The organism is Variovorax brevis, assembly GCF_030317105.1.
GTDB lineage: Bacteria > Pseudomonadota > Gammaproteobacteria > Burkholderiales > Burkholderiaceae_C > Variovorax > Variovorax brevis.
This window is the reverse complement of sequence record NZ_JASZYG010000020.1, coordinates 38,872-65,197: the sequence shown is the minus strand read 5'-3', so window position 1 is coordinate 65,197 and position 26,326 is coordinate 38,872. Positions and strand designations below refer to the sequence as shown.

25 protein-coding genes are annotated in these 26,326 nt (G+C 66.4%); 5 read left to right on the top strand and 20 right to left on the bottom strand.

Annotated features, from left to right (window positions below; translation table 11 throughout):
• The first annotated feature begins 43 nt into the window (after nt 1-43).
• Nucleotides 44-940, top strand: a complete 897-nt coding sequence (locus QTI66_RS33550; RefSeq protein ID WP_286564707.1) for an AraC family transcriptional regulator — start codon at nt 44-46, stop codon at nt 938-940.
• A gap of 63 nt (nt 941-1,003) precedes the next feature.
• Here QTI66_RS33550 and QTI66_RS33545 read toward each other — a convergent pair whose 3' ends face one another.
• Genes QTI66_RS33545 through QTI66_RS33525 form a run of 5 tightly spaced genes read right to left on the bottom strand, consistent with a single transcriptional unit; the run spans nt 1,004 to nt 5,108 of the window.
• Nucleotides 1,004-2,149 (bottom strand): acyl-CoA dehydrogenase family protein, encoded by a 1,146-nt coding sequence (locus QTI66_RS33545; protein WP_286564706.1) that lies wholly within the window; start codon nt 2,147-2,149, stop codon nt 1,004-1,006.
• A 13-nt stretch (nt 2,150-2,162) separates the two neighbouring features.
• Complete coding sequence (locus QTI66_RS33540; RefSeq protein ID WP_286564705.1) at nt 2,163-2,993, bottom strand: SDR family NAD(P)-dependent oxidoreductase; 831 nt, start codon at nt 2,991-2,993, stop codon at nt 2,163-2,165.
• A 28-nt stretch (nt 2,994-3,021) separates the two neighbouring features.
• Nucleotides 3,022-3,441, bottom strand: a complete 420-nt coding sequence (locus tag QTI66_RS33535; RefSeq protein WP_286564704.1) for a MaoC family dehydratase — start codon at nt 3,439-3,441, stop codon at nt 3,022-3,024.
• Between the two features lie 25 nt (nt 3,442-3,466).
• Entirely contained in the window at nt 3,467-3,907 is a 441-nt protein-coding gene (locus QTI66_RS33530) for a MaoC family dehydratase N-terminal domain-containing protein (protein WP_286564703.1), read from the bottom strand.
• Nucleotides 3,908-3,923: 16 nt separating this feature from the next.
• The gene (locus tag QTI66_RS33525; protein ID WP_286564702.1) at nt 3,924-5,108 is read right to left on the bottom strand and encodes a lipid-transfer protein; all 1,185 of its coding nucleotides are present in this window, start codon (nt 5,106-5,108) and stop codon (nt 3,924-3,926) included.
• A gap of 193 nt (nt 5,109-5,301) precedes the next feature.
• Here QTI66_RS33525 and QTI66_RS33520 point away from each other — a divergent pair, with 193 nt between their 5' ends.
• On the top strand, nt 5,302-6,351 hold the full coding sequence (locus QTI66_RS33520) for an AraC family transcriptional regulator (protein WP_286564701.1): 1,050 nt from the start codon (nt 5,302-5,304) through the stop codon (nt 6,349-6,351).
• Between the two features lie 4 nt (nt 6,352-6,355).
• Here the strand turns inward: QTI66_RS33520 and QTI66_RS33515 are convergent, their stop codons facing one another.
• The 10 genes from QTI66_RS33515 to QTI66_RS33470 are packed head-to-tail and all read right to left on the bottom strand — an operon-like array spanning nt 6,356 to nt 16,624.
• Nucleotides 6,356-7,417, bottom strand: a complete 1,062-nt coding sequence (locus tag QTI66_RS33515; RefSeq protein ID WP_286564700.1) for a phosphotransferase family protein — start codon at nt 7,415-7,417, stop codon at nt 6,356-6,358.
• Nucleotides 7,414-8,619, bottom strand: coding sequence for an acyl-CoA dehydrogenase family protein (locus QTI66_RS33510; protein ID WP_286564699.1), 1,206 nt, complete (start codon nt 8,617-8,619; stop codon nt 7,414-7,416). The genes QTI66_RS33515 and QTI66_RS33510 overlap by 4 nt, the downstream gene beginning before the upstream one ends.
• Nucleotides 8,616-9,755: a class III poly(R)-hydroxyalkanoic acid synthase subunit PhaC gene (phaC, locus tag QTI66_RS33505; protein ID WP_286564698.1), complete on the bottom strand. Its 1,140-nt coding sequence runs from the start codon at nt 9,753-9,755 to the stop codon at nt 8,616-8,618. Before phaC ends, QTI66_RS33510 begins: the two co-directional genes overlap by 4 nt.
• The gene (locus tag QTI66_RS33500; protein ID WP_286564697.1) at nt 9,752-10,789 is read right to left on the bottom strand and encodes a poly(R)-hydroxyalkanoic acid synthase subunit PhaE; all 1,038 of its coding nucleotides are present in this window, start codon (nt 10,787-10,789) and stop codon (nt 9,752-9,754) included. Before QTI66_RS33500 ends, phaC begins: the two co-directional genes overlap by 4 nt.
• Before the next feature lie 22 nt (nt 10,790-10,811).
• Nucleotides 10,812-11,594 (bottom strand): SDR family NAD(P)-dependent oxidoreductase, encoded by a 783-nt coding sequence (locus QTI66_RS33495; RefSeq protein ID WP_286564696.1) that lies wholly within the window; start codon nt 11,592-11,594, stop codon nt 10,812-10,814.
• An 8-nt stretch (nt 11,595-11,602) separates the two neighbouring features.
• Nucleotides 11,603-13,246: an acyl-CoA synthetase gene (locus QTI66_RS33490; protein ID WP_286564695.1), complete on the bottom strand. Its 1,644-nt coding sequence runs from the start codon at nt 13,244-13,246 to the stop codon at nt 11,603-11,605.
• Nucleotides 13,247-13,251: 5 nt separating this feature from the next.
• Nucleotides 13,252-13,791 carry a carboxymuconolactone decarboxylase family protein gene (locus tag QTI66_RS33485; RefSeq protein WP_286564694.1) on the bottom strand — a complete coding sequence of 180 codons (540 nt, stop codon included), beginning with the start codon at nt 13,789-13,791 and terminating at the stop codon, nt 13,252-13,254.
• A gap of 32 nt (nt 13,792-13,823) precedes the next feature.
• Nucleotides 13,824-14,453 (bottom strand): protocatechuate 3,4-dioxygenase subunit alpha, encoded by a 630-nt coding sequence (gene pcaG / locus QTI66_RS33480; protein ID WP_286564693.1) that lies wholly within the window; start codon nt 14,451-14,453, stop codon nt 13,824-13,826.
• On the bottom strand, nt 14,450-15,193 hold the full coding sequence (gene pcaH, locus QTI66_RS33475) for a protocatechuate 3,4-dioxygenase subunit beta (RefSeq protein ID WP_286564692.1): 744 nt from the start codon (nt 15,191-15,193) through the stop codon (nt 14,450-14,452). The genes pcaG and pcaH overlap by 4 nt, the downstream gene beginning before the upstream one ends.
• 27 nt (nt 15,194-15,220) lie before the next feature.
• A complete protein-coding gene (locus QTI66_RS33470; RefSeq protein WP_286564691.1) occupies nt 15,221-16,624 on the bottom strand; it encodes an MFS transporter in 1,404 nt (467 codons plus the stop codon).
• Between the two features lie 140 nt (nt 16,625-16,764).
• On the opposite strand from QTI66_RS33470, the gene QTI66_RS33465 reads away from it, so the two are divergent.
• On the top strand, nt 16,765-17,562 hold the full coding sequence (locus tag QTI66_RS33465; RefSeq protein ID WP_286564690.1) for an IclR family transcriptional regulator domain-containing protein: 798 nt from the start codon (nt 16,765-16,767) through the stop codon (nt 17,560-17,562).
• Nucleotides 17,563-17,617: 55 nt separating this feature from the next.
• Here QTI66_RS33465 and QTI66_RS33460 read toward each other — a convergent pair whose 3' ends face one another.
• Genes QTI66_RS33460 through QTI66_RS33445 form a run of 4 tightly spaced genes read right to left on the bottom strand, consistent with a single transcriptional unit; the run spans nt 17,618 to nt 22,308 of the window.
• On the bottom strand, nt 17,618-18,580 hold the full coding sequence (locus QTI66_RS33460) for an MBL fold metallo-hydrolase (protein ID WP_286564689.1): 963 nt from the start codon (nt 18,578-18,580) through the stop codon (nt 17,618-17,620).
• A gap of 37 nt (nt 18,581-18,617) precedes the next feature.
• Nucleotides 18,618-20,378 carry an FAD-dependent oxidoreductase gene (locus QTI66_RS33455; RefSeq protein WP_286564688.1) on the bottom strand — a complete coding sequence of 587 codons (1,761 nt, stop codon included), beginning with the start codon at nt 20,376-20,378 and terminating at the stop codon, nt 18,618-18,620.
• A gap of 11 nt (nt 20,379-20,389) precedes the next feature.
• Nucleotides 20,390-21,205 carry a sugar phosphate isomerase/epimerase family protein gene (locus tag QTI66_RS33450; protein ID WP_286564687.1) on the bottom strand — a complete coding sequence of 272 codons (816 nt, stop codon included), beginning with the start codon at nt 21,203-21,205 and terminating at the stop codon, nt 20,390-20,392.
• A 20-nt stretch (nt 21,206-21,225) separates the two neighbouring features.
• Nucleotides 21,226-22,308 (bottom strand): Gfo/Idh/MocA family protein, encoded by a 1,083-nt coding sequence (locus QTI66_RS33445; protein WP_286564686.1) that lies wholly within the window; start codon nt 22,306-22,308, stop codon nt 21,226-21,228.
• A 108-nt stretch (nt 22,309-22,416) separates the two neighbouring features.
• On the opposite strand from QTI66_RS33445, the gene QTI66_RS33440 reads away from it, so the two are divergent.
• Together QTI66_RS33440 and QTI66_RS33435 are read left to right on the top strand one after the other, a co-directional pair.
• Nucleotides 22,417-23,349 carry a LysR substrate-binding domain-containing protein gene (locus QTI66_RS33440; RefSeq protein WP_353506258.1) on the top strand — a complete coding sequence of 311 codons (933 nt, stop codon included), beginning with the start codon at nt 22,417-22,419 and terminating at the stop codon, nt 23,347-23,349.
• A gap of 66 nt (nt 23,350-23,415) precedes the next feature.
• A complete protein-coding gene (locus QTI66_RS33435) occupies nt 23,416-24,570 on the top strand; it encodes a PAS domain-containing sensor histidine kinase (RefSeq protein ID WP_286564684.1) in 1,155 nt (384 codons plus the stop codon).
• Between the two features lie 205 nt (nt 24,571-24,775).
• Here QTI66_RS33435 and QTI66_RS33430 read toward each other — a convergent pair whose 3' ends face one another.
• Nucleotides 24,776-25,768: an ABC transporter substrate-binding protein gene (locus tag QTI66_RS33430; protein WP_286564683.1), complete on the bottom strand. Its 993-nt coding sequence runs from the start codon at nt 25,766-25,768 to the stop codon at nt 24,776-24,778.
• Between the last annotated feature and the right edge of the window lie 558 nt (nt 25,769-26,326).

Sequence of the window (26,326 nt, the reverse complement as noted above, 5' to 3'; positions counted from 1 at the left end):
ATCTACAATGCAAAGTCCAGATTTCATTCGCAATCGTCCGGCAATGAACGATCCACTGTCCGAAGTCATCCGCCTGCTGCAGCCGCGCGCGGTGTTCTCCAAGCGCATCAGCGGCGCAGGCCGCTGGGGCGTGCGCTATTCGGACTTTGGCCAGCCGAGCTTCTGCGCGGTGCTCGAAGGCAGCTGCCGCCTTGCCGTCGATGGCCAAGAGGCAATCACCATCGAAGCGGGCGATTTCGTGCTGCTGCCGTCCACGCCGGGCTTCACCATCTCGGGCTTCGAGCCCGTGGCGCCGGTGCACATCGATCCCAAGCTCACGCCGTCATCGACGGGCGAAGTGCGCCACGGCACGCGCGGCGGGCGTCCCGACGTGCGCCTGCTGGGCGGCTTCTTCGTCTTCGACTCGCCCGATGCGGCCTTGCTGGTGTCGCTGTTGCCGGCGCTGGTGCATGTGCGCGGCGTCGAACGGCTGTCGGTGCTGGTGCGGCTCGTGGGCGAGGAGTCGATCGAGCGGCGCTCCGGCCGCGACCTCGTGCTCACGCGCCTGGTGGAGGTGCTGCTCATCGAAGCCTTGCGCTCGACGCCGGGCGAAGACGCGCCGCCGGGTTTGCTGCGCGGCCTGGCCGATGCGCGCCTCGCACTGGCCATGCGCCAGATGCACGGCGATCCCGCGCGGGCGTGGACCATGGCCCAGCTCGCGAAGAAGGCGGCGCTGTCGCGCTCGGCCTTCTTCGACCGCTTCACGCGTGCGGTGGGCTTGCCGCCGATGGAGTACCTGCTCGCCTGGCGCATGGCCCTCGCCAAGGACCTGCTGCGCCGCCACGATGTCGGCATCGCGGAGGTGGCAGGGCGCGTGGGCTACGGCTCGGCAAGCACCTTCAGCACGGCCTTCAGCCGCCACGTGGGCCAGTCTCCGGGGCGTTACGCGCGCCAGGGATAGTGGGCACTCGCCGCTCCACGACGCGCACCCCGTGCAGGGGCGCGCCAATGCCATGCGCCGGCGTCACAGCGACCTCGAGATCAGGTCTTTCATGATCTCGTTCGAACCGCCATAGATCTTCTGCACGCGCGATGCCGCGTACATGCGGGCGATCGGGTATTCGGCCATGAAGCCATAGCCGCCGAAGAGTTGCAGGCACTCATCCGTCACGCGGCATTGCTGTTCGGTGCACCACCACTTGGCCATGTAGGCGGCCTGGTCGTCGAGCGTGCCGTCCAGCAGGCGCTGGATGCAGTCGTTGACGAAAGTGCGAACGATGTGCGCCGTGGTCGCGACTTCCGCCAGCTTGAAGCGCGTGTTCTGGAAGTCCAGCAGCGTCTGCCCGAAAGCCTTGCGCTCGCGCGTGTACTCGACGGTCACCGCCAGCGCCTGCTCGATCGTGGCCGCAGCCGGTACCGCGATCAGCATGCGCTCGTACGGCAGTTGGCCCATGAGCTGCTTGAAACCGTCGCCTTCCTTCTCGCCCACCAGGTTCTCGACCGGCACGCGAACGCCGTCGAAGAAAAGCTCGGACGTGTCGGACGCCTGCAGCCCGATCTTCTCGAGCAGCCGACCGACGCGATAGCCCGGCAGGTTCTCGGTTTCGAGCACGATCAGCGACAGGCCGCGGCTGCCGGACTCGCCGGTGCGCGCCACCACCACCACGAGGTTGGCGGTCGAGCCGTTGGTGATGAAGGTCTTGGCGCCGTCGATGACGTAGTGGTCGCCGTCGCGAACCGCCTTGGTGCGGATGGCCTTCAGTTCGGAGCCGCAGCCGGGCTCGGTCATGGCGATGGCGGCGAGCCTCTCGCCGCTCGCAAGCTGGGGCAGCCAGCGCTGCTTCTGCGCCTCGGTGCCGTAGGCGGCGATGTAGTGCGCGGCGATGGTGTGCACGGCGGTGGAAGGCGGCATTTCCGCCCTGGCCAGTTCGTCCTGCACCACCATCTGGTAGGCCAGGTTGGCGCCGGAGCCGCCGTAGGCTTCGTCGATCTCGGGCAGCAGGAAGCCCATCTCGCCGAAGGGCTGCCAGGCTTCGCGCGGGATGAAGCCCTGACGGCGCCACTCCTCGAGGTGGGGTGTGAATTCCGCGGCGATGTAGCGACGCAGCTGGTCGCGGAAGGCCTCGATGGTTTCGTCCATCCAGGCGTGACGGTGGAGTTGGGGAAGCATGTTTGTGATCTCCTCAGATGCCGGTGAGTCCGCCGGTGCACATCAGCGTCTGGCCGCTGACGTAGTCCGACTCGGGAATGCAGAACAGGTAGACCGCGCCCGCGGCCTCCTCGGGTGTGCCGCCGTGGCCGAGCGGAATGGTCTGTTCCATCGCGGACAGCAGGCCGGGGTTGATGCCGACCTTGATGTCGCGGCCGTCGATCTGCGCGGTCGAATCTTCCGCCGCGCTGCCGGTCAACCGCGTCTTGATGAGGCCGAAGGCCACGCAGTTCACCGCCACGTTCATGCGGCCCCACTCCTTGGCGAGCGTCTGCGTCATGCCGACGATGCCGGCCTTGGCGGCCGCGTAGTTGGTCTGCCCGGCGTTGCCGAAGAGGCCCGCCACGGACGAGATGTTCACGACCTTGCGCACATTGCGGCGGCCCGCTTCCGTGTCCGCCTTCGCGAGCGCGCGGATCACCGGTTGCGCGGCCCGCAGGATGCGGAAGGGCGCCGTCAGGTGCACGTCGATCATGGCGTACCACTGCTCGTCGTTGGTCTTCTGGATCACGTTGTCCCAGGTGTACCCGGCGTTGTTGACGATGATGTCGAGGCCCTTGTATTCGCTCACGGCCGTGCCGACAAAGCGTTCGGCAAAGTCCGGCGCCGTGACGCTGCCGACGCAGGCCACCGCCTGGCCGCCGGCCGCGCGGATGGCTTGCACGGTTTCTTCAGCGGGCGCTGCGTCGAGGTCGTTGATGACGACGCGCGCGCCTTCGCTGGCCAGCTTCATGGCAATGGCGCGGCCGATTCCACGGCCCGATCCGGTGACGAGGGCGACCTTGCCCTCCAGCTTGGATGTCATGTTCTGTTTCCTTGGATGGCGTTGTTCTTCAGGGCAGTGCGACCAGCGCCTCGCCGGCGATCTTGGTCTGCCCGTATTGGTTGGTGGTCTGCAGCTCGATGCGCACGCAGCGGCTGTCTTCGAGCTTCTCCGCGACGACGCCCGTGCAGCGGATGGCGTTGCCCAGGTGCGTGATGCCCTGGAAGCGCACATCGAAGCGGCGCAGTTGCGACTGCGGCGACCACTGCGTGAGCAGCCGCCCGAGCCAGGCCATGCCCAGCATGCCGTGCGCGAAGACGTCGGGCATGCTCGCGCGACGCGCGAAGTCGATATCGATGTGAATGGGGTTGTGGTCGCCCGAGGCGCCGGCAAACAGGGCCAGCGTGGTGCGGTCGACGCCCGGCAGTTGCAGCGGCGGCAGCGTGTCGCCAACCTGCACGCCGTCGAAGGTGGGGGTGGTGGTGTTCATGGTCGATGTCCTTGGGTCGGTCGGTTCAATGACGGCACACCACGACCGCGCGCAGTTCGGCCACCAGTTCGTCGCGCTGGTTGCAGGCCCGCGAGCTCTTGATGACGAACTCCAGCGCGCCGTTCTTCTTGTCGTAGATGTCTTCGATGCGCGAGCGCACGGTGATCGTGTCGCCCGCGCACGCCGGCAGGTGATAGGTGAAGCCCTGTTCGCCATGCAGCAGCTTGGCAACGGGCACGCCCAGGTCCTGCAGCATGCGGTCCACGGCGCCCGAGTCGAGCTCCGCCGCGAACAGGAAGGTCGGCGGCGCGGGCAGGTCCGCGTAGCCTGCAGCCCGGGCTGCGGCGACGTCGGTGTAGACGGGGTTGGTCTCGCCGATGGCCTTGGCGAAGAACTGCAGGCGCGTGCGCTCCAGCGGCAGCACCGAGGCGGGCAACTCGTGGTGAATCCACTTCTTGTCGATCATGGTCCGATGTCCTTCTTCAAACGCGTTCGTAGAGCGTGACGACGCAGGCGCCGCCCAGGCCCAGGTTGTGTTGCAGCGCCAGGCGCGCGCCCTCGACTTGGCGCTGGTCGGCCGTGCCGCGCAGTTGCTGGACCAGCTCGGTGCACTGGGCCAGGCCGGTCGCGCCGAGGGGATGGCCCTTGGAGAGCAGGCCGCCCGACGGGTTGGTCACGACCTTGCCGCCGTAGGTGTTGTCGCCGTCGCAGACGAACTTCTCCGCGCCGCCCTGCGGGCACAGCCCCAGCGCCTCGTAGCTGATCAGTTCGTTGTGGGCGAAGCAGTCGTGCAGCTCCACCACGTCGATGTCGTCCGGGCCCACGCCGGCGTCGGCGTAGACCTTCTGCGCCGCGGCGCGCGCCATGCTGAAGCCCACGACCTCGCGCATGTCACGCGCCTCGAAAGTCGCCGGGCCGTCGGTCGTCATGGCCTGCGCCTTGACGCGCACGCTGCGGTCCAGGCCATGCTTCCGGGCGAAGGCTTCGGAGCAGACGATGGCGGCGGCTGCGCCGCAGGTGGGCGGGCAGGCCATCAGGCGCGTCATCACGCCGGCCCACATCACGGGGGCGGCCAGCACCTGTTCTTCGGTGACCGGCGTGCGAAACAGCGCGAGCGGGTTGTTCGCGGCATGGCGGCTCGCCTTGGCGCGGATCTTGGCGAAGGTGGAGAGCTGCGTGCCGTACTCGTTCATGTGCGCCAGCCCGGCGCCGCCGAAGTAGCGCAACGCGAGCGGGATCTCGCCATGGCCGACCAGCTGCTCGGTGGCCTGGTCGAAACGGTCGAAGGGCGAGGGCCGGTCGGTGAACTGGGCGCCCAGCGCACCCGGGCTCATGTGCTCGAAGCCGAGCGCCAGCACGCAGTCCGCCGCGCCGCTCGCCACGGCCTGGCGCGCCAGGAACAGCGCGGTGGAACCGGTCGAGCAATTGTTGTTGACGTTGACGATCGGAATGCCCGACAGGCCGACCTCGTAGAGCGAACGCTGGCCGGCGGTCGAATCGCCGTACACGTAGCCCACGTAGGCCTGCTGGACCTGGTCGTAGCCGATGCCGGCATCCGCCAGGGCGGCGAGCGTGGCCTTGGCGGCCATCTGCGGATAGGGCTCGTGGGCGCCCGGCTTGGCAAAGGGGATCATGCCGACCCCGGTCACAAAAACGTCTCGACTCATCGCGGTGTTACCTCGTGCTGTGATGCCCGGCACGAGATACCCCGTCGGTCCCGCTGCGGGCATCGGTTGATGTCCATGGCTGGGCAATCGTAATAATCGGGGCCTTCGCAGGCGATGATGCTTCGCGTCGATTCACTGACAAAAGACCTCTTTCGACAGCGCGGCTGTCGCGGCATTTCCACCCGTTCGCGCCATGACGATGCGGCCCCTGTTCACCGTCCCGATCTCCGCCGTGCACGGCATGCTGGCGGGCGCCCGCAGGCGCGGTGTCGCGACGCCCGCGTGGACCGACGAAATGCTGGGCTTGGCGGGCATCGATCCGGCGCTGCTGGAACAGGACGCCTCGCGTGTGACGGCCCAGCAGTACGTGGTCTTGTTCAGCGCCGTGAAGCAGAACTTGCAGGACGAATGCCTGGGCCACCTGTCGCGGCCCCTGCGCCGGGGCAGCTTCGTGTTGATGGCGCGTTCGACCCTCGGCGCGCCGTCGATGGAAGTGGCGCTGCGCCGCGTCTCGCACGCTTTCGGGCTGCTTCAGGATGACGTGACTTTGACCTGTGTGTCCGATGCTTCCCTGGGCGGCCTCGCGCTCGACTTCAGCGACACCGGAACGCCGCACGACGACTTCTGCCACGAGATGATCTTGCGGGTCTTCTGGCGGCTCGCAGCCTGGCTGCACGGCGGCAAGCTGGCGCCGCGGCGCTTCGACTTCGGCTTCGCGCAGCCTTCCTACGCTGCGGACTATGCCGAGATCTTTCCGGCGCCCATGTCTTTCGGGCAAGCGCGTTCGGCCGTCTGGTTCGACGCGGCCGCGATGGCCAGCCCGGTGCGCCGCGACGTCCATGCCTTGCAGACCTTCCTGCGCGCGACGCCGGGCAACCTGGTCGGTCCGCATCTGGCCGGGCAATCCGCCACGGCGCGCGTGCGCGCGCTGCTGCAACGCACTTGTCCGGAATGGCCGCGCCTGGAAACCGCGGCCGAACGGCTGCACATGTCGGTGAGCGCGCTGCAACGCCACTTGGCGGCCGAAGGGACTTCCTTCCAGGCCCTGAAGGATCAGCTCAGGCGCGACATGGCGGTCGTTCGCCTGTCCACGGGCCAGGCAACGCTCGCGGACCTGGCGGCCGAACTCGGCTTTACCGACAGCACGGCCTTCCAGCGGGCCTTCAAAGCCTGGACCGGAAGCACGCCAGGAACCTACCGCCGCCCGGATGCCCCCTTGAAAGACCTGTCGCGGACCCGATAGCGGCTCAGGCCGTCCTCTGTGCCTGCTGCCAAGCCAGTTCGGCGACGCGCTCGTACTTCGACGACAACGCCACGGCCTCGGCGCTGGCAGCGGTGCCGCGCAATACCCTGCCGCGGATGCCGTGCAGGATCGCCGCGAAGCGGAACATGTTGAAGGCCACGTAGAAGTCCAGGTCCCCGATACCCTCGCGCCCGGTGCGCTGGCAGTAAGCCTGCACGTACGCCGCTTCATCCGGCAAGCCGGAAGCCGCCAGGTCCACACCCATGATGCCGCCCAGGATGTCCGGCGGCATGCGGTACATCATGGCGTGATAGGCGAAGTCGGCCAGCGGATGGCCCAGCGTCGACAGCTCCCAGTCCAGCACGGCGATGACGCGTGGCTCGCTGGGGTGGAACATCAGGTTGTCGATGCGGTAGTCGCCGTGGACGATCGAGGTTTCATCGCCCGCCGGGATGTTCTTCGGCAACCAGTCGACCAGCAGGTCCATGTGCGCGTTGCGGCCCGCGGCTTCGTCGTCGAAATACTGCTTCGACCAGCGCCGCACCTGGCGCTCGACATAGGCGCCGGAACGACCGAAGTCGTCGAGGCCGATGGACGAGTAGTCGACGCAATGCAGTTGCGCCAGCGTCGCATTCATCGCGTCGAAGTAGGCGCCGCGTTCCGCCGCGGGAATCATCGACAGCGTCGCGTCCCAGAAGATGCGTCCCTCCATCATTTCCATGACGTAGAACCAGCTGCCGATCACCGAGTCATCCGTGCACAGGCCGTAGATCCTCGGCACCGGAAACCCGGCGCCATGCAGCGCGCCGATGACGCAGGCTTCGCGCTCCACCGCGTGCGCGCCCTTGAGCAGCACGCCTTCGGGCTTGCGGCGCAGCACATAGGAACGCGTGGGCGTCGTGAGCTTGTACGTGGGGTTCGACTGGCCGCCGGCAAAGCGCTCCGCCTGGATCGGACCCGCGAAGCCTTCGACGTTCGCTTGCATCCATTGCGCGAAGCCTTCGCCGGTCAGTTCCTGTCGGGAAGGCGTGGCAGGGGTGGCGGGCGTGGTGGGGTTCTGGCTCATCCGTTTCCTTTTGCGAGCGCATCGCGCTTGATTTTCTTGGCGAGAGACCACTTGTGGACCTCGGTCGGGCCGTCGTAGATGCGGAATGCACGAACTTCGCGAAACACCTGCTCCACGACGCTGTCGCGCGACACGCCGGTGCCGCCCATCACCTGCACGCATCGGTCGGCAATGCCGAACAGCAGGTCGGACACGGCGACCTTCGTCATGGAGCTTTCGGTGGTGCCCAGCGAGCCGGAGTCCAGCACCGAGGCGCACCAGTCGATCATCAGTTCGGCCTGCTTCAGGTCGATGAGGTTCTGCGCCAGCATGAAGCCCACGCCCTCGTGGTCGATGAGCAGCTTGCCGAAGGCCTTGCGCCGCACGGCGTAGCCGGTGGCGATTTCCTGCGAGCGGATGGCAGCGCCCAGCCAGCGCATGCAATGCGACAGGCGCGCGGGCGACAGCCGGATCTGCGCATAGCGAAAGCCTTCGTCCACTTGCCCGAGCACCTGGTCATCGGCCACCCGCAGCGCATCGATGAGCACCACCGAATGCCCGCCGGGCATCGAGCTGTCGATGGTGTCGAGCACGCGTTCGACGCGGATCGCGGGGTGGGGCAGGTCGACCAGGAACATGGTCGCGCTCGTCTTCTCGCCATCCTTGCTGGTGCGCGCCATGACGATGCCCACGGAAGCCCCGACGGCGCCGGTGATGAAAGCCTTGCGTCCGTTGATGAGCCAGCCGCCCGCATCGCGCACCGCGGTGGTCTGGAGCATCGACGGGTCCGAACCTGCGCCGCCTTCATCCGCGGGCTCCGTCATGAAGAACGCGGACCGTGCCTCGCCGCTCACCAGCTTCGACAGGAAGCGCTCCTTCTGGCCGCTTGATGCGACCTTGCCGAGCAGGAACATGTTGCCCTCGTCGGGCGCTGCCGTGTTCACGGCGACCGGCCCCAGCGGCGAGAGGCCGCTGAACCGCAGCACGTACGCCGTTTCAAGCTGCGACAGGTGATCGCCGCCATCGAGGATGTGCGGTGTGAGCACGCCCGCTTCGCGCGCCTTGCCGCGCAATTCGCGAACCAGTTCCTCGCTGGGGCCGTGCGCGCCACAGCGCGGATCGCGCTCGAAAGGGATGACGACGTCGCGAACGAAAGCTTCGACGCGCTGGGCGATGCGCTGGCTGCGTTCGGATGGAACAGGGGCGTGGATGGAATCGCTCATGCAGCAGAACCCTTGTTGCGCTCCTTGAGCCATTTCGAGATCGAAGGCGCCAGCACCTTCTGCGCCTTGCCGCCCACGAAGGTGCCGATATGCCCGCCGGGCACCGACAGTTCGCTGTAGTCGTCGGTGCCGAACTTGTCGCCCATGTCGGCGGAGCAGCAGGTCGGAACGACCACGTCGCCCTGCGCATAGACGTTCAGCACCGGCATGCGGATCTGGTTCAGGTCCACGCGCCGGCCGCCCAGCATCAGTTCGTTTTTCACGAGCTTGTTCTCCTGGTAGAGGTCCTTGAACCATTGGCGCATGACCTCGCCGGGGTGGTCCGGCCGGTCCGCGATCCAGCGCTCCATGTGCAGGAAGCCCAGCATCTTGTCGTCGTCGTCCAGGATGTCGACAAGCTCGGTCGTGTACTTCGTCATGTTGAGCACCGGGCTCATCATCAGGAACGAGAAGCCGACCGCCGCGCCCGGCGCCACGCCCATCGTATCGACCATCATGTCGATGTCTTCGGGCGCCATCGCGCGTGCCCACAGGTTCATGTAGCCGGAACCCGGCTCGGGCGGCAGGCCCTTGTCGCCGTGGAAGTCCAGCGGCGTCACCGTGATGACCAGGTTCTTGATCTTCTGGGGAAACAGCGCCGCGTAGCAGGTGCAGAAAACGCCTCCCTGGCACACGCCCAGCAGGTTGATCTGGTCGACGCCGTGGCGCTCGCGGATCACGTCGACGCAATCGTCCAGGTAGCCCGACACGTAGTCGTCGATCGTGAGCCAGCGCTGCGCGCGCGTGGGATGTCCCCAGTCGATCACGTAGACGTCGAGCCCTTCGGCCAGCAGCTTGCGCACGAAGGAGCGCTCGGGCTCCAGGTCGATCATCTGGTAGCGGCCGACCAGTGCATAGGCCAGCAGGATCGGCACGCCCATCGGCTTGTCGACGGTGGGCCGGTAGCGGTACAGGCGCACGGTGTCCTGTCGCCAGACCTCGTCCTTCGGCGTCGTGGCAATGGCCAATTGCTCCTCGGTGTAGCCGGCCAGGCGCTGGCTGCCGCGCGTGAGGTTTTCAGAGACGCGTTGCAGTTCGCGCATCACGCCTTCGGGGGTGATGCGGATCGGCAAGGTGGCGGCTTTGGTATCGGTCATGCCTTGACCCTCGTGGACTTGGCGCGCTTTGCAGCGGCGGGGAGTGATCGCGTGCGCTTGACGGCCGCGGGTTTGGGTGTCGGTTTCGGAGCGGCAAGCGCGATGCTGCTGGATGCCTTGCTGCTGACAGTCGGCGCCGCCGCCTGCGCGGGCTTGCGCAGTTTGCGAATCTGCCGCTTCAATTCCTGGATCTCGCGGTAGGCGTCATCGACTTCGGCGCGTGTGGGGATGTTCAGCGCTTCGCTGGCGATGGCGACCATGCGCTGCTTCTGCAGCCGCGCGCGGGAGCCTGCACGCACCAGCTTGGCCGAGGCTTCGAGCGCCTCGGGTGCCTGCATGGCGGCGTGCATCGACTGGTCGAGCGCGCGAGCCCATAGGCGCACCAGCTTGAGCAGCGAGTCCACGGATTCACCGCGATCGCCCATCGCCCGAAGCTCCGCCAGCAGGCCTTCGTTTCCCTTGGCCAGCGCGGCGGCCACGATGCTCATGTATTGCGCCTGGGCCTGCTGCTTTCCGAGCGAGGCGGCCGCCAGCTCACGCGCTGCGCCCTGCAGTTCGCGCGACGGCGCCAGTCCGAAAGCATCGGCCAGGCCGCCATAGGCGCGCTCCAGGTTGAGCGACAGGGGCGCGACCGCCTGGCCGAACATCTTCATCGGCGCCGTCATCAAGCCCCAGCCGTCCGAGAGAATGGTTTGCGCGGAACCCAGGCCGGGTGCCACGGCACCCAACGCATCCGAGACGCTTTGCATCTGCGTGCGCAGCATGTCCTGCAGCGAGACGAACGCCTCGCCCGCATTCGGGTTGGTCAGCAGCGCCTGGACGTAGCCCTGGTAGAGCGGGCCGATCAACTGTTGCGTGAGTTGCAGGGCCTGCGCGAGCTGCCCGGCCGGGAACGGCAATTCACCTCTGCCGTCGCCGGCTGAAGAAGATCCGGCTTGCGGCACGACGCCAGCCAGGTTCGCGATCTGGTCGCGCCACCATCCGAAGAGCTCGCCGGATTCGTTGCGCGGCTCGTTGTCCTTGTCGACAGGCATGAATGATTTCCTTGTTCGGTATTCAGAGCGAGCTGACCAGATGGCCGCCATCGACCGCGAGCACGGCGCCGGTCATGTGCGCGCCGGCCGGGCTTGAGAGCAGCAGCAGCGGCCCGTCGAGGTTTTCCAGCTGGCCGAAGCGGCGCGTGGGGATGCGCGCGCGCAGCTTCTCTCCCGCATCGCTCTGCAGGAAGTCGCGGTTCAGGTCCGTGACCACGTAGCCAGGAAGGATCGCGTTCACGCGGATGTCGTAGCGCGCGAGTTCGAGCGCCATCGCCTTGGTCGCCTGCACGATGCCGGCCTTGGAGATGGCATAGGGCGCCACGCCACCCGCCACCCGTTCACCCAGGATGGACGCGATGTTGATGATGCTGCCGCCCTTCTTCGCCGCGACCATGCGGCGCGCCGCTTCCTGCGCCACCATCCAGCCGCCCTTGAGGTTGGTGCCAACGACCGCGTCCCAGTCTTCCTCGGTGTGTTGCAGCAGCGACTTGGTGACGGTGACGCCCGCGTTGTTGACCACGATGTCGGCGGCCCCGCCGGCCGAGCGCTCGATTTCGTCGAAGCAGGCCGCGATGCTCGCCCCGCTGGTCACGTCCAGGCTCAGCGCCAGGCATTTGCCGCCGAGCGACTGCACTTCCTCCACCAGGGCGCCGAGCTTGTCGGCCCGCCGTGCGACCACGATGAGCTCAGCGCCCGCCCTGGCCAGCGTGAGCGCAAAGCGCCGCCCGAGTCCGCTCGACGCGCCCGTCACCAGCGCGCGCTGGCCGTCGACGCGGAACATGCTTTCGATCTTGTCTGCCATGTCAATCCTCAAAGCTGCGCAGCGCGTTCGCGCAGCACGTTCTTCTGAACCTTGCCCGTGGCAGTCTTCGGCAATTCACCGAACACCACGTTCTTCGGACACTTGAAGCCGGCCAGGCTGGCGCGGCACCACTTGATGATTTCCTCGGCACTCACCTCGCCAGCGCCGGCGCGCAGCGTGACGAAGGCGCACGGCGTCTCGCCCCATTTCTCGTCCGGCTTGGCGACCACGGCTGCATCCATGACCTTGGGATGGCGGTAGAGCACTTCCTCGACTTCCAGCGTCGAGATGTTCTCGCCGCCCGAAATGATGATGTCCTTCAACCGGTCCTTGATCTCGAGGTAGCCGTCGGGATGCATCACCGCCAGGTCGCCGGAGCGGAACCAGCCGCCCTTGAACGCCTCTTCGGTCGCGGCCGGGTTGTGGAGGTAGCCCTTCATCACGGTGTTGCCGCGGATCGCAATCTCGCCGACGGTCTTGCCATCGGCCGGCGCACGGGCACCGGTGTCGATGTCGAGCACGGCGATCTCCTGCTGCGTCGGCATGGCGACGCCCTGGCGCGCCATCTTGCCGGCGCGCGCCGTGAGGTCGAGGTCGTCCCAGTCGTGCTGCCACGCGCACAGCGTGGCGGGGCCGTAGGTTTCGGTCAGGCCGTAGAGGTGCGTGATCTTGAAGCCGATGCGCTCCATGGCCTCGATCACCGCGCTGGGCGGCGCCGCGCCGCCGGTCGCGACTTCCACGCGGTGGGCGTAGGGGTCTTGGGGCAAGGCCGGGGAGTGCAGCAGCATGTTGAGCACGATCGGCGCCGCGCACAGGTGCGTGATGCGCTCGCTGCCGATCAGGCTGAAGATCTGCGCAGGGTCGACCGTTCGCAGGCACACGTGCGTTCCGCCCACCAGCGTCACGGCCCAGGTGTAGGTCCAGCCGTTGCAGTGGAACATCGGCAGCGTCCAGAGGTAGGCCGTGTCGGGCGTCAGGCCGAAGGCCAGCGCATTGCCCATGGCGTTCAGGTAGGCGCCGCGATGGTGGTAGAGCACGCCTTTCGGGTCGCCCGTCGTGCCCGAGGTGTAGTTGAGCGCGATGGAATCCCACTCGTCCTGCGGCAGCTGCCACGCGAAATCCGGGTCGCCTTGCCGAAGGAAGGCCTCGTAGTCGAGCTTGCCCACGGCCATCGAATCCGGATGGCCGTCCTTGCCCGTTGCGGTGTCCACGATGTCGATCACGAGCGGCGGCGAATCGAGGCCCTGGAGCGCCTCGCGCATCGGCTTGGCGTAGTCGCGGTCGGCGATCAGCACCTTGGCCTTGCTGTGCTTCAGGCCGAAGCCGATGGCCGGCCCGTCCAGGCGCGTGTTGATGGTGTTGAGGATGCCGCCCGCCATCGGCACGCCGTAGTGCGCCTCGAGCAGCGCGGGCACGTTGGGCGCCATGATCGCCACCGTGTCGCCGGGCCCGACGCCGGCCTGGGTCAAGGCTGACGCAAAGCACTTGCAACGCCGGTACAGCTCGGCATAGGTGATGCGCCAGTCGCCGTGCACCACCGCCACCTTGTGGGGGTAGACCTTGGCGGCGCGCTCCAGGAAGCTCAGCGGCGAAAGCGGAACGTAGTTCGCCTCGCGTCGCGGCAGGGCTTCGTCATCCGTGCGGGAAGCCATCTGCATCACTCCCCGGTCGCGTCGATGTCGAGCACGACCAGGAAGCGCGACACCATGTTGTAGCCGGCAATCGTTCCCATCAGCTCGACCAACTGTTGCTCGCCGAACAGCTGGCGCGCTTTCTCGATGATCTCCTTGCGCACCTTGACCTGGCGCGTCATGTCGAGCGTGAGCCGCAGCGCCACGCGCTCCTGCTCGTTGAAGAGCGCGGTGTCGTAGCACGCCGCGGTGACGTCGTCCAGCGCATCGAGCTGCGCTTGCGTGCCGTTGGCCGCGAGGAACTCCGGCGCATGCTGGATCCACTCGTAGTCCGCCTCGTTGAGCCGCGCGACGGCGCAGATGGCCAGCTCGTTGATGTGGCGCGGCACCTGCAGCTGGTTGCGGATGGCCGCGAACATCGAGTTCCAGCCACGCGCGAAGTGCGGGCTGTGCAGCAGCATGCGGTCCAGGTTGAGCAGCTTGCCGGTGGAGCGGCGCTTGCGGATGGTGGCGACCAACTCGGCAATTTCCGGGTCGTCGACGTTGCAGTAATCGATGTTGGGCACGGGAGTCTCCTTGCTTTCAGTGAAATGGTGGATCAGATGTCGAAGAAGACGGTTTCGCCGTCGCCTTGCAGACGAATGTCGAAGCGGTAGACCACCTGGCCGTCGCGCGTCTCGCGCTGCGCAATCAGGGTCTTGCGGCGCACTTCCCATTCGATGAGGTTGAGCACCGGGTCCCTGGCATTGGCCTCGGCTTCATCGCTGAAGTAAAGCCGCGTGTGCAGCCCCAAGTTGATGCCGCGCGCCACCACCCACAAGGCGATGTGCGGCGCCATCGGGCGTCCCTTGCGGCCCTGCACCACGCCGGGCTTGACGGTCTCGAAGCTGTAGAGGCCGGTGTCGAAGTCGCTGCACGCGCGACCCCAGCCGCGGAACGACGGGTCGATGGACTTGCCGGCCTGCCGGTCCGCCGGGTGGTTGTACTTGCCCTCGGCATTGGCCTGCCAGCACTCGATGAGCACGTCGCGCACCAGCGTGCCCGAGCCGTCGAACACGGTGCCCTCGATGCGGATGCGCTCGCCCTGGGTCTGCGGCGTTGTCAGCACGTTGCCGAAGTTGTTCTCGAAGATGTCGAAGCCGGCTTGCCGGGGCGCCAGGCCGATGTGCACATAAGGGCCCGCCGTCTGGGACGCGGTCTCGCGAAGCAGGGTCGTGTTCATGTTCATGACGTGGCCTCCTGCACGAAGTTCTCGAACAGCGTGGCGCGGTGGCCGCGCAGCACGATGTCGAAGCGATAGGCGCGGCTGTCCAGCGGAACGAAGGCGCTGGTGTCCTGCATGGCGATGAGCCCGCGGATCTGTTCCTCGCTCGGCACGATGCCCAGGATCGGGCAACTCCAGATCAGCGGGTCGCCTTCGAAATACATCTGCGTGATGAGCCGCTGCACCCAGCCGTCGCCCGAGATCGCGTAGTGGATGTGGGCCGGCCGCCAGTCGTTGACGCGGTTGCGCCAGGGGTAGGGGCCGGGCCGGATCGTGCGGTAGGCGTAGTAGCCGTTCTCGTCGGTCAGCATGCGCCCGCAGCCGCCGAAGTTGGGGTCCAGCGCGCCGATGTACTGGTCCTTCTTGTGGCGGTAGCGGCCGCTGGCGTTGGCCTGCCAGACCTCGACCAGCGCGTTTTTTACCGGCCGGCCGTACTGGTCGCGCACGTAGCCGTGCACGACGACGCGCTCGCCGATCGGCAAGCCGTCCTTCGCGGCGTTCATGATCAGGTCGTTGTCCAGGCGGCCCAGTTCTTCGGCGCGGAATACCGGCGCCGTCACTTCCGTGAGCGACTGCTGCAGCGAGATCAGCGCATTGCGCGGGCTGCGCAGGATGCTGGTCTTGTAGGCCGGCGCGTAGGCGGCGGGGTGCGACGCGGTGTCGCGCATGACGAATTCATCGCCGGGTGCGGCGGCATGGGACATGTGCGGTCTCCTTGTTCAGATCCGCCGTCACGCCGAGGCGCCGGCCACGGCCTTCTCACGCAGGCGGTCGTATTCAGGCTTGGGCACGGGCACCGCGTTGCGGTTGCCCAGGTCGTTCATGTGAACGCGGTAGGTTTCCCGGGCGGTCCAGGCGGCGACGGCGGCCACCGCGCAAATGGCCAGCGTGATGCAGCCGATCGTCACCGGGATGTTGGCCGCACCCGGAGGCGCCACGGCGACGAAGAGCGCCGGCAGGAGCGCGCTGACCGCGGTGCCCAGGTTCTGCGAGATGGCCATGCCCGAAACACGCGTGCGGGTCGGGAACATCTCGGGGTAGAAGCTCGGGAACACGGCGTTGTAGCCTTGGTAGACCACGCCCCACATCAGCAGCGAGAACACGATGGCCATCGGCACGTTGTGGATGCTGATCGCATACAGGTAGCCGAAGGACAGCAGGCCCGCGCCGATGGCACCCACCATGATCGGGATGCGGCGGCCAACCTTGTCCGAGAGGTTGCCCACGAAGGGAATCACGATCACCGCCAGGATGTTGCCCATCACCGGGATCCAGAGATAGACATCCTTCTCGAAACCGATGCCGTAGCCCGGCTGCACCGCATAGGCCGCGCCGAAGATCGTCGCCACCACCGGAATCACGTTCATCAGCGAGCACAGCATCACGCGGATCATGTCGCGCCAGCTCTCGGTGACGGCCTGGACGATGGGGGCCTTGGGCAGTTCGCCATGCTCGCCTTCCTCCGTGAAGGCCGGCGTCTCGTCGACTTCCTTGCGGATGATGTAGCCGGCGATGATGACCACGAAGCTCAGCAGGAAGGGAATGCGCCAGCCCCAGCTGTTGAAGGCGTCCTTGTCCATGTAGTGCGCAAGCGGCAGGAACACCGCGGCCGCCATGATCTGGCCGGCCTGCACGCCCTGCAGGGTGAAGCTGGAGTAGTAGCCGCGTCGCCCGAACGGCGCGTGCTCCAGGATCATCGAGCTGGCCCCCGATATCTCGCCGGCCACCGCGAAGCCCTGGATCAGGCGCAACACCACCAGCAGCGCCGGAGCGAGCAGGCCCACCTGGTCGTAGGTCGGCAGCAGCCCGACGGCGATGGTGGAGAAGCCCATGAGGAACATGCAGATGATCAGCACCATCTTTCGGCCATGGGTGTCGCCCCAATGGCCCAGGAAGAAGGCCCCGATCGGCCGGGCGATGTAGCCCACGCCGTAGGTGGCCAGCGAGGCGATGATGGCGACCTTGGGGTCGGTCTTCGGAAAGAAGATCTGCGGAAAGATCAGCGACGCGGCCGTCGCGTAGATGAAGAAGTCGTAGTACTCCAATGCCGAGCCGATCCAGCCACTGGCAGTGGCCTTCCTGGTTTGGTGTCTGGCGTGGGGTTCATGGGAATCATGGGTCGAAACACTGGCCATTTATGTCTCCGGTAAAGACTGTCAAAAACGCTTGCCTGTAAAGTAATCACCGGGCAGGGTGGTCGCAAGAATTGCTTTGGCAAGCGCGGCGGTCATCGCTCACAGTGCGCGATCAACGAACGTTTCAATGGTTTTTACTGATGTCCGCATACGATCCAGTTCCCGGCGCGCACGAAGCTTTTCCGATTGATCCCAAGGATCACATCGAGGGCTTGGCGCGTGGCCTGTCCGTGATCGAGGCCTTCGATGCGGCGCATGACCGCATGAGCGCTTCCGATGTGGCCGCTCGCACCGGACTGAGTCGAACGGCGGCGCGCCGGCACCTGCTGACGCTGTGCCATCACGGCTACGCGCACTCCGATGGCAAGCTGTTCTGGCTCACGGCACGCGTGCTGCGGCTGGGCGAAAGCTACCTGGACGCAGCCCACGTGCCGCGCGTGGTGCAGCCGGCCATCGAGCACCTGTCGGCCCGCACGGGCGAGACCGTGAACGTCTGCGTGCTGGAGGGCCACGACCTGGTCTACATCTCGCGCAGCAACAGCCCGCGCCTGGTGTCGGTCGGCTTCTATCCGGGCCTGCGCGTTCCGGCGCACGTGGTCACGCCGGGCGTGGCGCTGCTCGCGACGCTGGACGACAACGCGCTTCAACGCTGGGTGGGCGAACACAAGTTCACGGCCTTCACCGCCAAGACCGTGACCGATCCGGCGGTGTTCCTGCAGGATGTGCGTGCCGCACGCGAACTGGGTTACTGGATCATCGAGGAACACCTCGACCCCGCCCTGCTCGGCGTGGCGATGGCCTTGCGAAACCGCCGCGGCGAACCGGTCGCCGCGATCGGCATCACCTTGCAGATGCGCGCCTGGACGCGCGAGTCGGTCATCGACAAGCTGGTGCCCGCGTTGAGCCAGACGGCACAGGCCCTGCGGCCGCTTCTCTGACCGTTGCCGTCAGGCCTCTCGACTGCGACATTCGACGGTCCGCAGACCGTCGTCATCACTCCTCCGGAAGGATGGCGACCGGCTCGAACAAGGGAAGGATGGCGAGTTCGCGCTTCTCGTGCAACGCCAATGCCTGCATGACGCGAACCGTCTTTGGCATGTCGTCGGCAATGGGTGGCAAGGCCTTGAGGCCTTCGCTCAGGGGCAATGTGAAGTCGTCCCAGTGGATGAGGATCACCCGCCTGGGCTTGCTTGCGCCGATGATGTTGTGCCAATAGTCGGCGATCTGCTTATCCGTGCGCTTGCCCAGGTTCGCGATGCCCAGGAACACCACGTCCGCCTCGAAGCCTGCAGGGAGCAGGCTCTCGTGATCCGCACCGGGAACGATCAGCAACCTGCGGCCCTCGTTCCCGATCAGGAACGCAAAGTTGGCACCCATGCGGTAGCTGGCGACATTGGGGCGATCTCCAAGGGGCTCGGTGATCTCGCCGGGAAAGCGGACGACGATGGGCGTGCGCGTGTGCGCCAGTTGAAGAAACCGGACCGTGAACGCGCCTTCCTTCACTTCGCCCTGCATCGGAGGCGGCGCCTGGACGGTGCACTGCGGGCACTGCTGCTGGACAAGCACCTTCGTGGATTCCGAGCCGATGATGCGTCCGCCGATCCGCTTGGCCACTGCGCCGGTGTCCATCGCATGATCGTGATGCGAGTGCGCAACGAGAATCAGGTTCGCGGACGTCACCTGACCGTCATGGAGCGCGCTCGTGATGCGGCCCTCGTCAGGAACGACCGGGCCGAAGATCAGCCGGGCCAGCGACGGGCGGCTGAAGAAGCCGTCGACCAGGATGGAAGACTTTCCGTCCGTGATGTACATGGAGGAGACGCCAAAGTACCTGACCGTCAGTGACGCACTGCTGGTTGCGTGCAGCACCTTGAGGTCTCGGGGCACGTCAGGCGTACTGCAGCCGGCGCAAAGGCCGGCCACGGCTGCAAGCGTTGCGAAGAAGCGGGTTTTCATGTGCGGGGGGTGGCCAGTATGCACATGCCTTGCCCGTTTACCACGCTTCGACGGCAGAACGTTCAGTCACTCCAGGCGCCTCGCCCGCGGCCCTGGCCGCGTGGCGGCCGGCGATGAAGCCGAAGGTCATGGCCGGGCCGAGGTTGATGCCGCCCGAGGGGTAGAAGCCGCCCATGACGCTGGCCATGTCCGTGCCGACCGCGTAAAGGCCTTCAATCGGCTGGCCGTCAGCGCCCACGACTTGCGCGTGCGCGTTCGTCTTCAGCCCCGCAAAGGTGCCGAAGCTGCCGGGCAGCACTTTCACCGCGTAGAAGGGGCCATGTTCGATCGGCGCGACGCACGGGTTGGGGCCTTGGTGCAATGGGTCGCCCATCTTGCGGTTGTAGGGCGTGCTGCCGCGTCCGAAGTCCGGGTCCGTGCCGTGTCGGGCGTGTTCGTTGAAGCGCTTGACGGTTTGCGCGAGCGCGGCCGCAGGAATGCCGCAGGCCGCTGCGAGTGCCTCGATGGTGTCGCCGCGCTTCAGGTAGCCATTGCGCACGAAGCGCCCCACGGGAACCGGAAACGGGCGCGCGTAGCCCAGCCCGTACAGCCGCTGGAAGCGATGGTCGCAGACGAGCCATGAATGCACTTCTTCGCCCTCAGGCGCCTGCGCCATCATGGCGGCAACGTAGTCGTAGTAGCCATCGGCTTCGTTGACGAAGCGCTTGCCGTTGGACAGCACGCCGATCAGCCCTGGCTTGCCGCGATCGATGATGTGCGGGAAGTGGCCGGTGGAGCCGTCCGCATGCGGCACGCGGGACACGGGCGCCCACGCGGCTGGCGATGCGACGCTGGTGTCCAGCATGCCGCCCGCCGATTCGCCCAAGGTGATGCCGTCGCCCGAACAGCTCTCCGGCGGCAGTGCAAGGTGTTCGTGGCCTGTCGGCGTTCTCGGGAACAAGGCCTTGCGCCGCGCGATGTCGTTCGGAAAGCCGCCCGCTGCGAGCACCACACCCTTCGCTGCGCGGATCTCGATGTCGCCCCCGGGCGTCGAGACGACGGCGCCGCGAACCACGCCGTTGTCGACGAGCAAGCGTTTCGCCGGCGCCGATTCGATCATTCGCACCTTCAGGTCCTCGGCTGACTTGGCCAGCCGCCCGATCAGCGCGACACCATTGACCAGATGCATCGCACGGCCATGCAGCGCGAGATCGCGCAAGTGGCGCAGGAAGCGCTTGGTCACGTGCAGGAAGGATTGGGGCGAGCGCGTCATGCTGAGGAATGCGCCGAGGTCCGCGCCGGCCATGATCGGCATGCCCAGGAAGGAGGTCTCGCGCATCGTCTTGCGAAGGCGCTTGTTCAGCGCGCCCAGTTCGCGCGCATCGAAGGGCGCAGCGATGACCTGATGGCCTCCGGTGCCCGCGCCGGCCACGTGGCCGTGCACATCGGGAATGGCGTTGCCATCGACGAACTGGAGCGCGGTGTTCTGCTCGAAGAAGGAGACCATCTGCGGTGCGTTGTCGAGGAAGGCATCGACCCTCGCCGCGTCGTAGCGGTCGCCCAGTTCGTTCTTCAGGTAGGTGCGCGGCTGCTGCGGGTCTTCGTGGATGCCGGCGCGTTGGGCGAGGGGATTGCCCGGTGCCCACATCCACCCGCCCGACCAGGCGGTGGCGCCGCCGAACACGGGCGCTTTTTCCACGACGACGACCTTCAGGCCGTGCCACGACGCAGTGACCGCTGCGGCGAGCCCGGACGCGCCGGAACCGATGACGAGCAGGTCGCAGTCGATCTTGCCCGGTTGGGGTTTGACGGAGGACATGGTCGTCCCGTTCAGTCGTCGAGCTGCGCAAGCACGCGCATCGTCGCGGCCAATGCGCGGCGCGCTCGTTCGGTCGCGCCGACGGTGCGCGCCAGGGTGTGCGTCGGCACTTCCAGGCTCAGCGGAATGTCGCGCGGCACGGCGCGCAGCAGGCCCAGCAGGTCGACGCCGCCTTCGCCCGGAAACAGGCGCTCGGCGCGGGCCTGGTCGAGGATGGCTTCCATCGTCGGCGGAATCTCCGCGGGCACGTCGCAGAACTGCATGTAGCGCAGGCGCGAAGGCGGGATCGATGCGATGTCTTCGATGCGGCTGCGCGAACGGCTGAAATGGAACGGGTCGATCAGCACGCCGACGTTGTCGCGGCCGCAGCGTTCGACGATGCGTGCGGCTTGCACCAGATCCTTGGCATCTGTCCACGGCATGAACTCGAGCACTGCGCCCAGGCCGTAGCTTTGTGCAAGCTCGCAAAACGCTGCGAATGACTCGATCTGCCGCGCGTCGTCGGGATCGTTGCCCGCGACCAGCAACTCGCTCGCGCCGAGGCGGGCGGAGGTGGCGATGGCGGCTTCGTAATCCGTGGCGCGCGTATCGGGCTTGATGCGGAAGATCTCGACATCCAGCACCTGGATGCCGGTGTCCGCGAGCCGTGCCTCCACTTCGCGCAGCAGCGGCGTGTCGCCCACGATGTCGTACTGCGGCTCGGTCGGCGTCGCCGGCAGCAGGCGGATGCCGACGTGGCTGTAGCCGGCTTCGAAGGCACAGGTCACCATTTCGGGTGGCGTGAGTTCGAGCACCGTCAGGGCGGCGAGGGAGATGGGGCGGGTCACGTCGTTGTCTCCTGTTGATTTCAGTGTTGTGTGGCGATCTCGACCACTGCGCCGCTGCGCGCGGCCTGTGCCAGCGCTTCGACGACGCGCAGGTTCTGCAAGCCATCGCGCACGCTGACCAGCGGGGCCGCTTCGCCGCGGATCACCGCACAGAAATGGATCAGTTGCAAGGCGAGCGGATCGAGGCGCTCGCACGCGGCGACAGAAGCCGTCATCGACTCGTACCACGAGCGCTTCTGGCCGGCCTCAAAGCGCTTCAGGCGCATCGTCGGAATGGACAGCGAACCGTGGGTGCCGACGATGCCGTAGCAGTCTTCGTCGGCATCGCTTGCGTAGTCCCTGTTTTCTTGCGAAGTCTGCTCCCAGCTGCGCGTCGATGCGGCCGTGTCGGAGAGAACGAAGGCGCCCAGCGCGCCGCTGGCAAAGCGCAAGAGCATCGCTGCCGTGTCTTCCACGTCGAAGCCGCGCGTCGCGTTGGAGGCCGCAGCCTGCACCGAGACGATTTCGCCGCAGAGCGAGCGCAGGTTGCCGATCTCGTGGATGAGGTTGATGAGGATCGGGCCGCCGCCAATTTGCGTGCGCCAGACGGTGTCCCCGAAATAGTTGTCAGGCTTGTAGAACAAGGCCGTGCCGGTCACGGCGACGATCTTGCCCAATGCGCCTTGCTGGATGATTTCGCGCGCTTTCGCGAGGATCGGGCTGTGCGCACGATGGTGGCCCACGAGCACCCGCGCGCCGCTGCGCGCGACAGCTTGGGCCAGCCGCTCGGCTTCCTCGACGGTGTGCGCGACCGGCTTTTCAACCAAGGCGGCCACGCCGGCGTCGATGCACTCGAATGCATTCGCCACATGCAGGTGGTTCGGCGTCGCGAGGATCACACCGTCGGGCTTGTCGTGTTGCGCCAGCAGGTCGGACAGGTGCTTGAAGTGCGGCACCTTCGCGCCATCGGCCAGGGCCGCTGCGGCAGGCGACGGATCGACGATGGCCGCGAGCGTGCATTCGCCGCTCTGCTGGACCAACTCGATGTGGCGGCGGCCGATCAAGCCGGCACCGGCCACTGCGATACGCAGCGGCGGCTGGGTGGAGGATGTGGCGGCGTTCACGGGGTCTGTCTCCTGCTTTTGCTGCGCAAGCGTTGCGCTATGCGGCCAATGTATTGAAGACAGATTGAGCGAACAACGGCCCGGATGTGGTTCTATGATTCACGAATCGTGAATCTCGACTTCCAGCTCGAAGACCTGCGCGTGTTCTGCCTTGCGGCCCGCAAGGCCAGCTTTGCGGCGACGGCGACCGAACTGGGCACTTCCCCGGCTTACGTGAGCAAGCGCATCGCCATCCTGGAGAAGGCGCTCGGGGTCACGCTATTTCATCGCGCGGCCAGGCGCGTGACGGTGACCGACGACGGCGAGCGCGTGTACGCCTCGGCGCAGCAGATCTTCCAGGGCGTGGACCACCTGGGCGAGACCGTCGCCGGCGGCCGACTCGACCCGCGTGGCAGCTTGCGCGTGACGACCAGTTTCAGGCTCGGGCGCAAGCACATCGCGCCGATCCTTTCCCTGCTGGCCACGCGCTATCCCGCGCTCGACATCACGCTCGACGCCGTGGACCGACGCGTCGACCTGGTCAGCGAGAACATCGACCTGGATGTGCGTGTGGGCGAGGTGGACGAGCCGCATCTGGTCGCCCATCGCATCGCTTCGAGCCAGCGCGTGTTGTGCGCTGCGCCCGGCTACCTGGCGCGACGCGGCACGCCGGCCAGCGTCGCCGAACTGAGCCAGCACGATTGCCTGGTCTTGCGCGACCGCAACCAGACCTTCGGCGTGTGGCGCCTGACCGGTCCGGGCGGCGGCGTCGAGAAGGTCAAGGTCACGGGCCGGCTGTCATCCAACAATTCCGAGATCGTGCGCGGATGGGCGAACGACGGTCACGGCATCCTGCTGCCGGCGGTGTGGGACCTGCATGCCGACCTGGTGGCGGGGCGGCTGGTGCAGATTCTTCCGGCCTGGTCGCAGCCTGCGGACGTGTGGGCTGCGAGCACGGTGCGCTTGAGCCATTCGGCAAAGGTGCGGGTGTGCGTTCAGTTTCTCCGGGAGCAGCTTGGGGGTGATGGGCCGTTTGCGCTGAAGCATCTCGCCACACTTTGACCCGCAGCGGGTTCTGCATGCCCCGCGTTGCACGTCTCCGCGCGCTTGGGCGCATCATCGGCGGCCATGAATGAAAGCCACCCCGACCATTGCAGTGAGCGCGTCACGCCCGAACGGGCGCTGGAGTTACTCTGGCAGCAGGCGCCCGACCTGGCATTCGTCCTGCTCGATACGGCGGGAGCCATCATTGGCTGGCGCGGCGCCTCCGAGGCCATGTTCGGCTACACCGAAGAAGAGGTGATCGGAAAGCCGTTCGACCTGATCTTTGCACCGGAGGATCTGGCGCTGGGCCTGGCCGACATGGAGCGCGCGGTGGCGCTGGCGATCGGCCAGTCCGAGGACGACCGCTGGCACGTTCGCAAAGACGGCATTCGCATCTGGGTGGCCGGCAGCCTCGTCGCATTGCGCGAGGGCGACCGGCACGTCGGCTTCGCCAAGATGATGTGCAACCGAACGAACCTGCGGGCCCAGATGGAGACGACCGTGAACCGGCTCGACCATGCGCACGATGCGCTGCGCGGCAGGGACGTCTTCTTCAGTCGCCTGACCCATGAAGTGCGAAACGCGCTGGGGCCCATTCGCAACGTGACCGAACTGGTGGCAAGGCGGGGCTTGGCAACGCCCGAGCTGGAAATGCCGCTCAACGTCGTGAAGCGACAGGTCGTCCAGATGGAGCGGATGCTGGAGGACCTGGCCGAGGTCGCACGATTCGGCGCGGGCAAGCTCCAGCTCGTGAAGACCTCATTTGACCTGTGCACCGACCTGCAGGAAATCGCGGCGGCTGTGCGTCCCGACGCAAGCCTGAAGCTGCAGACTTTGGACGTGCTGGTGCCGCCGGCGCCCGTTCACCTGCTGGCCGACAAGGCCAGGGTGCACCAGATTGTTTTCAACCTCTTGCACAACGCGATCAAGTACACGCCCCGCGGCGGGCACATCTGGCTTCACTGCACGGTCGAGATCGACCAGGCCGTGATCAAGGTCAGCGACAACGGCATCGGGATCCCGTCCACGCTCTTGCCGACTATCTTCGATCTGTTCACGCAGGAGAATCCGCATCAGGCCGAAGGCGGGTTCGGGGTGGGGCTGTCGCTGGTCAAGGACCTGGTGGATGCGCACAAGGGCTTTGTGGAGGTGCGCTCCGATGGGAAGGATCATGGGAGTGAGTTCACGGTGCGCTTGCCGTTGTGCCCAGAGGTGGTGGAGGGGGCGTCGGGGCCTTGAGGGTGGGGCTTTCTGCGTGACTGGCCGGTTCTGGACTGGTTTTGTGGTCGCGCGAACTGCGAGAGGCGGGGATGGGTCCGTTGCTGTCGCCCAGCCTTCAACGAAGCGGACTGTCTCGGAATTCGGCGGTCGGGCCATGAGCGGACATTGAGCAGGGCAATCGGATGCGGAATGACGACGCGGTTTTGGAGCGACGTGGGGGAGCTCACCCTACGATTCGACTTGCGCGCTGCAACAGGCTGGGAGGAAGCTTGATATTCAGAGCACCGGCCGTCGCTCGATTGATCACGAACTCAAACTCGCGGGGTTGCTCGATGGGGATCTCACCCGGCGACGCGCCATTGAGAATCCTGTCGACATAGTCAGCGGCGCGCCAAATCAATGAGTCGAAGTTCACGCCGTAGCTCATTAGGAAGCCCGCTTCCGCCAGTGGGGGAAGCACACTGATCGATGGGAGCCTGGCATCGATCGCCCGACGTGCAAGCTGTGCCCGGTGCTCGAAGATCAATGGCGTCGGCAGTGCCAGGAGGGCTTGAGCACGCTCAGCGCCGGCCGTCTTGAATGCACTGTCGAAATCAGTTTGCTCTTTCACGAGCAGGATGATGAGCTGCACGGAGAGTTTCCCCGCTGCGTCCTGGAGCTTGCGCTCATACATCGGCGTAGTCATCATCGCGGCCACCCGCTTCAAGCCAGGAACCGCCATCTGAAGCAACTCGAGCTGCTTCTGCCCCATTTGCGGAAGCGTCACCGTCAGGCCGGTGATGTTGCCACCCGGTCTGGCGAGCGAATTGGCCCAGCCCTCCGCAACGGGATCGCTACCGGCGATCGCAACGATCGGGATGCTGACAGTTGCGCGCTGCGCAACTTCGCGAACTTCAGTCCCTGCCGTGACGATCACATCAACCTTGGAGCGCACCAGATCTTCTGCGTGCTCAACGAGTTGCCTGGAGTCCGTTCCACGGCGAATGTCGATCTGAATTGTCTTTCCCTCGATGTATCCGAGTTCACGAAGGCGCCGGCGCAACGGAGCGAATCTCTCTGACGATTCTCCTTGTGGCGCCGCACCAAACAGCAGAACGCCGACGTGGGCACTCCTTCGAGAGCTCTCCAGCTTGTCGTTGATGGCGCGGTGGGTTTGAGCAAACAAGCGCCCGGGCACGCCGCCGGGAATACACGACGCGGCGCCAGCGATCAGCATTCGACGACGGAGGCCGAATTGGCACATGTCCGGATTGGGCGCCTGGCGTCTGAGCTCGTCAAGATGGCCCACACATGGGCGTTAAGGGGAGCGCCCGCGCGAATGGCAGCCATCTGCAAATCCGAACGACCGCAACGGGTCGACAGCGGCGTCGAGCGGCCGCTATCGGGCACAGGCATCGACTGGCCGGTGATGGCCGCGAGCACCGGTTCGCGACCGTCCCTGGCGGCCGACCTTGGGCGCGATCGCCCGGTCGGCCAAGGGCCCCACTATCAGCGAGTTTTGCGAGCATGCAGCCCCGGCCATTTGCCAGGCAATCATGTAGATGCCAGAAGCAGCCGCTCGACGCAGCTTTCGACCCTGACCAGCGACACGGCCGCGGAATTAGTGCCGGGGAGCGGTCCTTCAATGCGACTGTGAGCCCCACGTTGCGGACCATGATGTAGTCCTAAAATGCCAAGCCGAGATTGCAACGTTGGGCGCTCGGAGAGGGGGGTCCGGCTGCGATAGGGAGTTCCGCGCCGGAATTCGAGGGTTCACACTCCCGTGCACGTTCTG